Source organism: Actinoplanes xinjiangensis (assembly GCF_003148685.1).
Taxonomy (GTDB): Bacteria; Actinomycetota; Actinomycetes; order Mycobacteriales; family Micromonosporaceae; genus Actinoplanes; species Actinoplanes xinjiangensis.
In genome coordinates this window covers 60,825-72,244 of record NZ_QGGR01000026.1, presented here as the reverse complement: position 1 = coordinate 72,244, position 11,420 = coordinate 60,825, and the positions used below count along the sequence as shown (strand labels likewise).

Here is an 11,420-nt window from a genome sequence, read left to right as displayed (position 1 = left end):
CACTTACCGATCTTGATGGGTTACGCCACACGCAATTCGATGACCGTGACCTGCGGGGGCGCGCCCACACGCACCGGTGGGCCCCAGAAACCCGCGCCGTTGGTCACGTAAACCGGCACGCCGTCCACCTCCCCGAAGCCGGAGACTACCGGCTGCTGAAGCTTCACGAGCAGGTTGAACGGGGCCATCTGACCACCATGCGTGTGACCCGAGACCTGCAGATCCACCCCGTAGGGAGCCGCCTCCACGGCCGCCACCGGCTGGTGGGCCATCAGCACCACGGGCCGGGCGGTGTCCCGGTCGCCCAGCGCACGGGCGAAATCGGGGGCGTCGCCCTGCTCCTCGCCGCTCAGGTCGTTGACACCCGCCAGGTCCAGCCCGTTGATCGCCACCCGCTCGTTGCGCAACGGCCGGATACCCAGCCGGGACACCTCGTTGATCCACTCCTCGGCGCCCGAGTAGTACTCGTGGTTGCCGGTCACGAAGAACGCCCCGTGCCGCGACTCGATGCCGCCCAGCGGCGCGGCGAACCGGCCCAGCTCGGCCACACTGCCGTCGACCAGGTCGCCGACGATGCAGACCAGGTCGGCGTTGACCGAGTTGATCACCTGGACGATGCGCTGCGCATGGTTCACGCCGGTCAGCGGGCCGATGTGGATGTCCGAGACGACCGCGAGCCGGGTGCCGTCCATCGCGCGGGGGAGCTTGGCCATCGGGAGCTGGACACGATCGATCTGCGGAGCACTGGTCGCGGTCTTCACCCCGTACCCGGTGATGCCCGCGGCCGTCAGGCCCGCGAAGATCGCGGTGCCGCGGGCCAGGAGCAGTCGCCGCTCGATCCCCTGCCTCTCGGTCGGCGACGGATCCCCGGCCACCGACCCGGTGCTCGCGGGCGTATCGGCTCCAGCGCGCGGCGGCGTATCGGTTCCCACCCGCGGCGGCGTTTCGGTTCCGGCCCACGGTGGCGTATCGGTTACCACCCGCGGTGACGTTTCGGTTCCGGACCGCGACGGCGTATCGGTTACCACCTGCGGTGACGTTTCGGTTCCGGACCGCGACGGCGTTTCGGCTGCGGTCGGTGTGGCGGCAGCGGCCTCGGTCGCGGTCGTCGCGCCCGCCCCGGCTCCGCCAGCCGCGCCGGCGGTGCCGATCAGTGCCGGCTCCCCGCTGGTCTCGATGGGCGACTTCCCGGTGGTACGCCCGGAGCCCGCCCACAGACGCATCAGCAGCAGTCGCGGAATCTCCAGGACCAGAAGTGTCACCAGCAGGTAGAACATCACGGCTACCCAGAGATAGCCGGGCCACGAGAGCCACGTGAAGTATCCGGCGCGGACCCCGATCAGCGTCAGCGGCACGAGAGCGCAGAGCACCACCGCCACGATCGTCCCGGCACGGCGGCCCCACCCCGGTCGCAGCGGATCACGAACGAGCCGTTTCCACAGGTAGTAGTGGATCAGCCCGATGCCCAGCAGAACCACCGCGAAGAACACCAACAACCCAGACCCTCCCCCGCCGCCCACTCCCGTGGCCGTGCCCCTCAGCTTGCCCGTCCAAGTGTCCTCCACCGCCCGAATCTCCCGGCATCGGCGGCGCACCCGGTCCTCAGCGGTGTCTCAGCATCGGTATGCCTCTCCGGCCTCGCGGGGCCGCCCGGTGACATGACAGCGGCCGGTCTGGAAGCCTGGCCGCATGGAACGGTTCCTGAGCCGGCGTGAAGCCTCCGAGGCCGTCGGTGACCAGGGCTGGCGTTTCGTGCTGGGCACCCTGCGCACTTGCGTGCCGGTCGGTTCGCTGGCCGAGGCCGCCGATGTGGCCACCCGCGCTGTCGAGGCCTGTGACGCCGACGCCGACGAGCACCTGCGCATCGACCTGCGCTCCGGCCACGTCATCCTGACCTTGCGACCCCGCGCATTCGGCGGTGTCACCGCCCGCGATACCGAGCTGGCCCGCCTGATCACCGCCGCCCTCCACGCCCTCGGTCGGACGACCACGCCGAGTCCCGATGCGGCGGCGCGGTCGGTGCAGGAATGGGAGGTCGCCATCGACGCCCGGGACATCTCGTCGGTGCGGCCGTTCTGGAAGGCGGTGCTCGGATACGCCGACGAAGCCGGCAGGCATGGGCCCGAGGACCGGCTCATCGACCCGTTCCGCCAAGGGCCGGCCGTCTGGTTCCAGCGGATGACCGAACCGCGGCCCCAGCGCAACCGCATCCACTTCGACATCAGCGTTCCGCACGACGAGGCACGGGACCGCATCGCTGCGGCTCTCGCCGCCGGAGGCCACCTGGTCTCCGACGAGAGGGCGCCCGCTTTCTGGGTCCTGGCCGACCGTGAGGGCAACGAGGTCTGCGTGACCACCTGGCAGGGCCGGGACCCCTGACCGGGTTCATGAGCGCCTCCAGCGAGGAGCTGATGACGGTGCGCCGCCTGGTTCATGGTGCTTCCTTTACCAAGCCCATGACGGTGCTCTCATCGAGCTCTGACGGTGCCTTCACCGGGCCCATGACGGTTGCTTCACCGGGCTCATGACGGGCTTTCGGAGGGCCATCGGCCGGTGAGGTGGCGGGCGAGGAGCGCGGCGTGGGAGAGCGGGCTCGACGTGTCCGCCGGGTCGCCGTTGGTGGTGTAGTCGAGAAGGACCACACCGCCACCGGCCAGCTCGCGCAGGCGGTCGACCAGGTCGGACAGGCGATGCTCCAGGACCCATCGATAGGCCGGGAGGTAGATCTGCCGCCGGGCCGTCGGATAGTCCAGCAGGGTCTCGCCGTGCAGCCCGGCGCGGTGCCCGCGGACCGGCCCGAACCGGCGGACCGTGCGCTTCAACCCGGTCATCGAGGTGACCGACAGCTTGGCCGGGTCGATGTCGGCCTCCTCGAAGACCTTCAGCGCCTGCCAGATGCCCTCCACCGAGGCGGCGACGGCCCCTGGCGTGAGAGGCACCGGGATCCCGCCGTGCGGGTAGAACGGGCTCAGCCGCACCCATGGTTCGGGGCCTCTGGAGGTCACGTCGATGACAGTGGCGCCTGGGAACGCAGCCCGCACCGACTCCGGCTTCCGCCGACGGCTCGCGACATGAACCAGCATCCCAACCTCCTCAGGCCTCGCCCGACATGCTGCCCGAGGGGTACGACAAAACCGCCGCCACCGAACACCCTCTGATGGACGCCAGGTCGGCCCGGTGCCGAGGGGTAAAGCAGCGGCTGTTGGTCCGCAAGGGTGTGCGCACAGACGACCCCGGTGGGGATGGGACGCCGTGGTGCCGCCCAACCCCGGGAGGTCAGGATCCCTGAGACGAGACGTCACAGTGCCAGCCTGTGCCACTAAGGCCTGGGCGCCGAAGGTGAGACGCGGCGCTGCCGCCCGGCTCCGAGAGGCTCGCGCCGGGGATGAGACGCGGCGCTGCCGCCCGGCTCCGAGAGGCTCGCGCCGGGGATGAGACGCTGCGCTGCCGCCCGGCTCCGAGAGGCTCGCGCCGAAGGTGAGACGCTGCGCCGCCGCCTGGTCCCCGAAAGGCTCGCGCCGAAGGTGAGACGCTGCGGTGCCGCCTGGCTCCGAGAGGCTCGCGCCGGGGATGAGACGTTGCGGTGCCGCTCGCCCCCGGAATCTCGGCTGCCGCCAGGCAGCGGGGACATCTATGGCGCCTGGGTCGGGAGGAGGCCCGTAGCTCCGCAGTCTCGGCCACCGGGCAGACAGGGAGGACGCCGATACTGCCTCGGTCGGGATGAGGGCCACCGCCCGGCAGCTCGGCCCGCCGGGCAGGCAGGCGAGACATCGATGGCGTTGCGATCGGGGATGAGGGCCGCAGCCCGGGGATCTCGGCCGCCCTAGCAAGGAGGCAGGACACCAAGAGTGCCCCGGCCGGGAGGAGGGGTGCGGCGCCGGGAGGAGGGGTGCGGCGCCGGGAGGAGGGGCGCGGCGCCGGGAAGCTCAGCCGCCGACAAATGAGACTAGGACGTTGACGGTGGCCCGCGCCGGGAGCGGATTCCGCGAAGCCCGAGGCTCAGCCGCCGGCGAACGGTGGCAGGACGTCGATGGTGGCCCCCGCCGGGAGCCGCGCCGCGCGGTCGTGGCAGGTGAGGCCGTCGACGAGGAAGCTCGCGGCCTTCATGACCATGGACAGCCGCTCGCCGTGGCGCTCGCTCAGCACCCGGGTCAGGTCGTCGAGGGTGGCGGCTTCGACCGTCTCGCTGGACGTGCCGTTGGCGGCTGCCCGGGCTCCGGCGAAGTAGCGGACCGTGAGCAACGGGTCAGCCTCCGATCGCGGACATGGGGCGCACGGGCTGGAGAAACGTCGGGTCGTCGATGCCGTGACCGGCACGTTTGCCCCACATGGCGGCCCGCCAGGCGTCGGCGATCTCCTCGTCGGGAGCACCAGCGCGGAGGATTTTGCGCAGGTCGCTCTCTTCGGTGGCGAAGAGGCAGTTGCGGACCTGACCGTCGGCGGTGAGGCGGGTCCGGTCGCAGTCGCCGCAGAACGGGCGCGTCACGCTGGCGATGACGCCGACCCGGGCCGGCTCGCCCGCGGCGTCAACACGGTCGGGGATCAGCCACGTCTCGGCCGGCGCTGTTCCACGTGAAACATTGTCGGGCTGGAGGCCGAACGGCTCCAGCGCGGCCAGGATCTCCTCGGCGGTGACCATCTCGTGCCGGTCCCACTGATGCTGGGCGTCCAGGGGCATCTGCTCGATGAAGCGCAGCTGATAGCCGTGATCGAGCGCGAACTGGAGCAGCGCCGGGGCCTCGTCGTCGTTGACCCCGCGCATCAGCACCGTATTGATCTTCACGGGGGTCAGACCGGCGTCCGCCGCGGCACGCAGCCCGGCCAGCACGTCGGAGTGCCGGTCGCGCAGGGTGAGCGTGTGGAACCGGGCCGGGTCGAGCGTGTCGAGCGAGACGTTGACCCGGTCCAGGCCGGCGTCGCGCAGGGGCACGGCGATCCGGTCCAGGCCGATCCCGTTCGTCGTGACCGACAGCCGGGGCCGGGGGTCGAGTCGGGCCGCATCGGCGATGATGCTCACCAGGCCGCGCCGGATCAGCGGCTCACCACCGGTGAACCGGACCTCGGTGACGCCGAGTTGCTCGACCGCGATGCGGACGAGCCGTTTCACCTCGTCGTCGGTGAGCTGTTGCGGCTGCGGCATCCACGCCAGGCCCTCGGCGGGCATGCAGTAGGTGCAGCGCAGATTGCACCGATCCGTGAGGGATACCCGGAGATCGGTGGCAATGCGACCGAATCGGTCAGCGAGCACGGTCACGCGTGCCCCCAGGGCGGCTCGGCTGGTCTCCGGGACATGCGCACCAATCGAATCTAGCCGCTCGCGGGCCGTATCGCCCCTACCCATATCGTCCTGTGGACAACGTGGCGACCGCCGCGCGTACCCCGGAGCCGTATGCGCTGCCGAAGGCGGCGGTGTGCACCAGCCACAGATGCAGTTGATGCAGCGGGATCCGCTCCCGCCAGCCGTCGGACAGCGGCCATTCCTCCTGGTATGCGTCGAGGATCGGGGCCAGGTGCGGGGCCCCGCCGAACATGGCGAGTGTGGCCAGGTCGGTTTCGCGATGGCCGCCGTGCGCTGCCGGGTCGACGAGCCAGGCACGGCCGTCCGCCGCCCACAGGAGATTTCCCGGCCACAGGTCGCCGTGGATGCGTGCGGGCGGTTCGCTTCCACCGTACCGATGCAGGGTGTTGATGATCTTCTCGATCGACGCGAGGTCGGAGCTTTCGAGCGCTCCGCGATCAACCGACATCTTGAGGTACGGCCTCAGCCGCCGCTCCGCGAACCAGGACGCCCAGGAGTCGCCGCGGGTGTTGTCCAGTGGCAGTGGCCCGATGTATCCGGGCAGCTCAGCCCCGAAGCCGTCGGCGCCGGATCGGTGCAGCCGGGCCAGGTCGTGGCCGAAGCGTTCGGCGGCCTCCCGCGTGGGTTCGCCCGGTTCGACCCATTCCATCGCGAGAATCTCGGGGAGGGCGACCAGCACCTCGGGCACCGGCACCGTCCCCGCCTCACGCAGCCAGCCGAGACCGGCCGCCTCGGCCGCGAACATGCCGTTCGGGGCCGGGCCGGACGGCCACGTCTTCGCGAAGATCGACGCGCCGTCGTCGAGGGTCAGCCGGCTCGCCGAGCAGACTCCCGAGTGCACGGGTGTCTCGCGAATGCGCTGATGTGTCAGAAATGTCGGGAGATGCTGGGGGTGCGTGCGCAGGTACACCATGTCCACCCGGTTATCTTGCGCTTCCCGTGACGTACGTCTCCATTTAGAGGCAAGATGGCGACATGACCCCTGTCGTCGTGCGCTCGTACCGGCCGAGTGATCACTCCGCGTGCCGGCGTCTGTGGGCAGAGCTTTCCCGTCAACACAACGAGATGTACGGCGAGCATCGGGACGACGGTGGCGCCGGGTTCGAGGAGTACCTCACCCGGCTGGACCTCTCCGGACTGTGGGTGGCCGACCACGCCGACGACGGGGTGATCGGGATGGTCGGATTGATCATGCGGGGCCGGGCCGGCGAAGTGGACCCGGTCGTCGTGACCATCACGCACCGGCACAAGGGCGTCGGCCGCAAGCTGCTGCAACACGTCGCGGCCGAGGCGAAGCACCGCAACATGACCGCGCTGACCATCTCTCCGGAGTCGCGCAACATCGACGCGATCCGGAGTCTGCACGCGGCCGGGTACGACGTGGTCTCGTCGATCGAGCTGACGATGGATCTGGAACGGCACACCCACCCCCGGCACCACGGCCTGGAGTTGCACGAGTTGCCCTTCCGGTCGTAGCGAACGCGTCGTAGAGAAACGCGTCGCAGGACCGCGTCGTAGAAACCGTTCACCAGGGATTCCCCGTTCGGAGACTGTGGACGAACCGGCGTGTCGTCCACAGGTTCGGATCCGGCCCTGCGGCGAGGTTCGCCGGGCGGCCACGCTGGCCGGCATGAGAGCCGACACCACCCTCGTCGTCCGCAACTCCGCCGAACTCGTCGCGGTCCTGCCGTACCTGATGGGTTACCACCCGCACGAGACCGTCGCGGTGGTCGGCATGCGCGATCACCAGCTCGACTTCGGCGCGTGTTTCGACCTCCCGCCGCCCGGCTTCGACGAGACGGACATCCGGACCGGGGTGCGCGAGGTGGCCGCCGGGGTGCTGCGGCAGGAGCCGGATCTCGTGGTGATCGTCGGCTACGGCCCGCGGGAGCAGGTCACCCCGACCGTGGTACGGGTCGCCGAGGCGTTGCGGGCCGTGGGGGTCGAGATCGACGACGTGCTCCGGGTGCATGAGGGGCGCTGGTGGTCGTATGTGTGTGACGACCCGGCCTGCTGCCCGGCGGAGGGCACACCCTGCCTGCCGTCGGACAGCGTGATCGCGGCCGAGGCGACCTACCTCGGTCAGGTGGCCCTGCCCAGTCGCCGTGACCTGGTCGCCCAGCTGTCGCCGGTGGACGGGCCGGCGCGCGCCGTGATGGTCGTCGCCACCGAGCACGCCCGCAGCCGTTTCAACGGCCTCCTGGAGGGCGACGGGGTCACCAAACGGGTCCGGCAGGCCGGCCGTCTCGCCGTCCGTGAGGCCGAGAAGCGTTACCGCTCCGGCGGTGTCCTCACCGACGCCGAGACGGCCTGGCTCGGGGTGCTGCTGACCGACCGCGCGGTGGAGGACTACGCCGTCGACCGGGCCGGCCCGCAGGAGTGGCGGGTCGGCCTCTGGACCGACGTGCTGCGCCGGGTCGAGCCGGTGTATGTTCCGGCGCCCGCCTGCCTGCTCGGCTTCACCGCCTGGCAGCTGGGGCGTGGCGCGCTGGCCCGGGTCGCGGTGGACCGGGCCCTCGACGCCGAGCCCGGCCACCAGCTCGCCGGCATGCTGCACCAACTGCTCGGGTTCGCCATCTCCCCGGACATGGTGCGGCGGTGGCGGCGATGACCGGAGGGTCAGGGACGCTCGGTCTCCTGCCGGACCGTCTCCGCCCCGAGATCGACCGGCTCACCGGCCGAGCGCAGCGCCGCCGACGGCGTCGGGCTGTCCGCGATCTGATGCAGGCCGGGCACCCGGTCCTCGATCACGAAGGTGGCCCGGGTGTGTGCCGCGGCACCCGGCGTCGTCACGTACGGCAGCACCACGAAGTCGGCGGTCAGCGACTCCCCGGTGATCCGGGTACGGACGTAACCGCGCTGGTTGTTGTAGAAGCGCAGGTGCGGGTTCCACGCCGCCCAGCTGTGGTTGCCGCTCGCCACGTCGGCCCCGTCACCGCCGGAGGTGATGGACGAGCAGACCAGTTCGGTGCCGACCGTCCGCGAGGTCGGGTCGTTCCAGTCCAGCTTGAGGTCGTCGGCCCAGTGCGCGTGCACGTCCCCGGTGAGCACCACCGGGTTGCGGACACCGGCGTCCACCCAGCCACGGGTGATCCGGTCCCGGGAGGCCTGGTATCCGTCCCACGAGTCCATGCTGAGCACCTTCTGCGGGCCGGAGGCGTTGTCCCGCTGCCCGAAGAAGACCTGCTGGCCGAGGATGTCCCAGCGCGCGGTGGAGCGGCGGAAACCGTCGAGCAGCCAGGCCTCCTGCTCGGCGCCGGTGATGGTGCGGGCCGGGTCGGAGGCGGCGGGACAGTCCTTGTAGCCGTCACCGCAGCCCTGGTCGTCGCGGTACTGGCGGGTGTCGAGCATGTGGAAGGTGGCCAGCCGGCCCCAGTGCAACCGCCGGTAGAGCTGCATGTCGATGCCCTTCGGAACCGAGGTCCGGCGCAGCGGCATGTTCTCGTAGTACGCCTGGAACGCGGCGGCACGGCGGGTGAGGAAGTTCGGGTCGGGCTGCTCGGGCACCTCGTCGGCCCAGTTGTTCTCGGCCTCGTGGTCGTCCCACACCACCGCCCACGGAGCGACCGCGTGTGCCGCCTGAAGATCCGGGTCGGTCTTGTACTGGGCATGCCGCTGCCGGTAGTTCGCCAGCGTCACGGTCTCCGGGCCCTGGTGGTCGCGCGGATTGCCGCCGGGGATGTTGTAGGTGTCGGGGGCGTACTCGTACTGGTAGTCGCCCAAGTGCAGGATCAGGTCCGGTGCGTCCTCGGCCAGCCGGCGGTAGGCGGTGAAGTATCCGTGCTCGAACTGGGAGCAGGACACGAACGCCATCGACAGAGCCGCCTCACGGGCCCACCGCGCCGGCGCGGTACGGGTCCGGCCCACCGGCGAGATCCAGCGCTCGGCGCGGAACCGGTAGAAGAACTCCCGGCCCGGCGCGAGCCCGTCCAGTTCGACGTGCACGCTGTGCGCGCGGTCCGGCCGGGCCGTGGTGACACCCCGGCGGACGACCTTGCGGAACCGTTCGTCGGCGGCGAGTTCCCAGATCACCGGCACGGTTCGGTACGGCATGCCGCCGAGACCGTCCTCGGCCAGTGGTGACGGGGCGAGGCGGGTCCACAGCACGAAACCGTCCGGGGACGGGTCACCGGAGGCGACGCCCAGCGTGAACGGGTCGGTCTGTAGCGGGCCCCGGCTCGGCGTGACGGCGCCGGACAGCGGGATGACGGTGGCGGCACCGGCCGCCGAGGTCAGCAGGGTGCGGCGAGAGATCGGCATGCGTCGAAGCGTTGGCGACGCGGGTTAACGACAACTGGTCAGACGGTGACGCGATGAGCCCCGGAATAGATGTTCATCTTCGGTTCGCGGAGGAATCCGACAAGTGTCATGCCGGATTCCTCGGCCAGCTCCACCGCCAGGGTGCTGGGCGCGGAGACCGCCGCCAGCAGCGGCAACCCGGCCATCCAGGCTTTCTGGGTGAGCTCGAAACTGGCCCGGCCGGACACCAGCAGCACGTGCCCGGTCAACGGCAGCCGGCCCTCCCGCAGCGCCCAGCCGAGCACCTTGTCGACCGCGTTGTGCCGGCCCACGTCCTCACGCAGCACCAGCAGGTCACCGGCCGCGGTGAACAGGCCGGCGGCGTGCAGGCCCCCGGTCCGGTCGAAGGTGCGCTGCGCGGCGCGGAGTTTGGCCGGCAACCCGGCCAGCGTCATCGCCGGGATCTCCAGCGGGTCACCGGCGACGTCGAAACGCGACCGGGTCCGCACCGCGTCGATGCTGGCCTTCCCGCACACCCCGCACGAACTGGTGGTGTAGAAGTTGCGGCTCGGATCGGTCTCCGGCGGCGGCACACCGGGGTCGAGGACCACATCCACCACGTTGTGCGTGTTGGGCGTGTCCGTGCCGGCGCAGAGCTGTGCCGTAGTCACGTCCGTGGCCTCGCCGATGATGCCCTCGCTGAGCAGGAACCCCATCGCCAGATCGATGTCGTGACCGGGTGTGCGCATGGTCACTGCGAGCGGCCGCTTGCGCACCCGGATCTCCAGCGGCTCCTCGGCGGCGAGGTGATCCTGGCGGATCCGGCTGCCGGACGGCGTGGTGACATCGATGGTCACCACCGTGCGGCGAGTGGCGGTCCTGCTCATAGCGGGAGCTTACGGGGTCCCCCGAAGGCGTCGAACCGAACGCGTGGTCACACCCGCCACCCACTCGGGATACGGTACTCACGTGGGGGGATTCGCGGCGGTGGTCTTGGCCGGTGGTGCGGCACGGCGAATGGGCGGTGCCGACAAGCCGACCCTGACGGTGGCCGGCCAATCGATGCTCACCCGGGTCCTGGCGGCGGTGCACGACGCCGACCCCCGGATCGTGGTCGGGCGAATACCTGCCGACTTCCCGGTTCCGGTGCACGTCACCAGGGAGGAACCCGCTGGTGGTGGGCCGGTTGCGGCCGCCTCCGCGGGCCTGGCCCTGGTGCCCCCGCACATCACCTACACCGCTCTGCTCGCCGCCGACCTGCCGTTGCTGACCGGCGAGGCGGTCGATGTCCTCCGACTCACTCTGGAGTCGGCGCCGATGGAGGGCGCGGTCTACCGGGACACCGACGGGCACCTCCAGACGCTCTGCGGGGTGTGGCGGACGGCCGGGCTGCGGGCCGCACTCGGCCGGGTCGCCGAGGCGCGGGGCGGGCTGACCGGCGCACCGGTCCGTGCGCTGCTGGAGCACGCCCGGGTGGCCGAGGTGTCCTGGCGGCGGCCGGGACCGCCGCCGTGGTTCGACTGCGACACCGACGATGACCTGCGGACCGCGGAGGAGTGGGCCCGATGAGCGAGATGGACGACTGGGTCGCCGAGGTCAGCGCCGAGTTGGGGCTCGACGGGGTCGCGGTGCCGGTGAAAGACGTGCTCGACGTGGCCCGTGATGTGGCGCACAACGTCCTGCGGCCGGGGGCGCCGGTTTCGGCGTACCTGCTGGGGCTCGCCGTCGGCGCCGGTGCGGACCCGGGCGAGGCAGCGGCCCGGATCAGCGCTCTGGCTCTGCGCCGCGCCGAGCCCGGCACCTGATGTCGAAGGGCCGCCGATCCGGCTTCCACCCTGGACATTCGGGATAGGGATGGGACGGGCGTCCACGGCCCGTCGCC

General features: G+C 71.0%; 12 protein-coding genes. 5 read left to right on the top strand and 7 right to left on the bottom strand.

What is annotated here, in order from left to right; translation table 11 throughout:
* Window positions 1–20 precede the first annotated feature (20 nt).
* On the bottom strand, window positions 21–1,496 hold the full coding sequence (locus BC793_RS38375) for a metallophosphoesterase (protein WP_109601523.1): 1,476 nt from the start codon (window positions 1,494–1,496) through the stop codon (window positions 21–23).
* A 193-nt stretch (window positions 1,497–1,689) separates the two neighbouring features.
* Here BC793_RS38375 and BC793_RS38370 point away from each other — a divergent pair, with 193 nt between their 5' ends.
* Window positions 1,690–2,379, top strand: a complete 690-nt coding sequence (locus BC793_RS38370; protein ID WP_109601522.1) for a VOC family protein — start codon at window positions 1,690–1,692, stop codon at window positions 2,377–2,379.
* 143 nt (window positions 2,380–2,522) lie between these two features.
* On the opposite strand, the gene BC793_RS38365 is transcribed toward BC793_RS38370, so the two are convergent.
* The 4 genes from BC793_RS38365 to BC793_RS38350 all read right to left on the bottom strand — a co-directional run bounded on the left by BC793_RS38365 (window position 2,523) and on the right by BC793_RS38350 (window position 6,218).
* Window positions 2,523–3,083: a DUF6939 family protein gene (locus tag BC793_RS38365; protein ID WP_109601521.1), complete on the bottom strand. Its 561-nt coding sequence runs from the start codon at window positions 3,081–3,083 to the stop codon at window positions 2,523–2,525.
* A gap of 916 nt (window positions 3,084–3,999) precedes the next feature.
* Window positions 4,000–4,242, bottom strand: coding sequence for a MoaD/ThiS family protein (locus BC793_RS38360; protein ID WP_109601520.1), 243 nt, complete (start codon window positions 4,240–4,242; stop codon window positions 4,000–4,002).
* A 4-nt stretch (window positions 4,243–4,246) separates the two neighbouring features.
* Window positions 4,247–5,254 carry a GTP 3',8-cyclase MoaA gene (gene moaA, locus BC793_RS38355; RefSeq protein ID WP_239170527.1) on the bottom strand — a complete coding sequence of 336 codons (1,008 nt, stop codon included), beginning with the start codon at window positions 5,252–5,254 and terminating at the stop codon, window positions 4,247–4,249.
* Window positions 5,255–5,333: 79 nt separating this feature from the next.
* Window positions 5,334–6,218 carry a fructosamine kinase family protein gene (locus BC793_RS38350; RefSeq protein ID WP_109601518.1) on the bottom strand — a complete coding sequence of 295 codons (885 nt, stop codon included), beginning with the start codon at window positions 6,216–6,218 and terminating at the stop codon, window positions 5,334–5,336.
* Between the two features lie 56 nt (window positions 6,219–6,274).
* Here BC793_RS38350 and BC793_RS38345 point away from each other — a divergent pair, with 56 nt between their 5' ends.
* Entirely contained in the window at window positions 6,275–6,775 is a 501-nt protein-coding gene (locus BC793_RS38345) for a GNAT family N-acetyltransferase (protein ID WP_109601517.1), read from the top strand.
* A gap of 154 nt (window positions 6,776–6,929) precedes the next feature.
* Window positions 6,930–7,910: a DUF4192 domain-containing protein gene (locus BC793_RS38340; protein ID WP_109601561.1), complete on the top strand. Its 981-nt coding sequence runs from the start codon at window positions 6,930–6,932 to the stop codon at window positions 7,908–7,910.
* Window positions 7,911–7,918: 8 nt separating this feature from the next.
* Here BC793_RS38340 and BC793_RS38335 read toward each other — a convergent pair whose 3' ends face one another.
* Both BC793_RS38335 and fdhD read right to left on the bottom strand, forming a co-directional pair.
* A complete protein-coding gene (locus tag BC793_RS38335; RefSeq protein WP_109601516.1) occupies window positions 7,919–9,559 on the bottom strand; it encodes an alkaline phosphatase D family protein in 1,641 nt (546 codons plus the stop codon).
* 38 nt (window positions 9,560–9,597) lie between these two features.
* The gene (fdhD, locus tag BC793_RS38330; protein WP_109601515.1) at window positions 9,598–10,425 is read right to left on the bottom strand and encodes a formate dehydrogenase accessory sulfurtransferase FdhD; all 828 of its coding nucleotides are present in this window, start codon (window positions 10,423–10,425) and stop codon (window positions 9,598–9,600) included.
* 82 nt (window positions 10,426–10,507) lie between these two features.
* Between fdhD and mobA the strand changes: the two genes are divergently transcribed.
* Window positions 10,508–11,107, top strand: coding sequence for a molybdenum cofactor guanylyltransferase (mobA, locus tag BC793_RS38325; RefSeq protein ID WP_239170526.1), 600 nt, complete (start codon window positions 10,508–10,510; stop codon window positions 11,105–11,107).
* A complete protein-coding gene (locus BC793_RS38320; RefSeq protein ID WP_109601560.1) occupies window positions 11,104–11,343 on the top strand; it encodes a DUF6457 domain-containing protein in 240 nt (79 codons plus the stop codon). Before mobA ends, BC793_RS38320 begins: the two co-directional genes overlap by 4 nt.
* The last annotated feature ends 77 nt before the right edge of the window (window positions 11,344–11,420 follow it).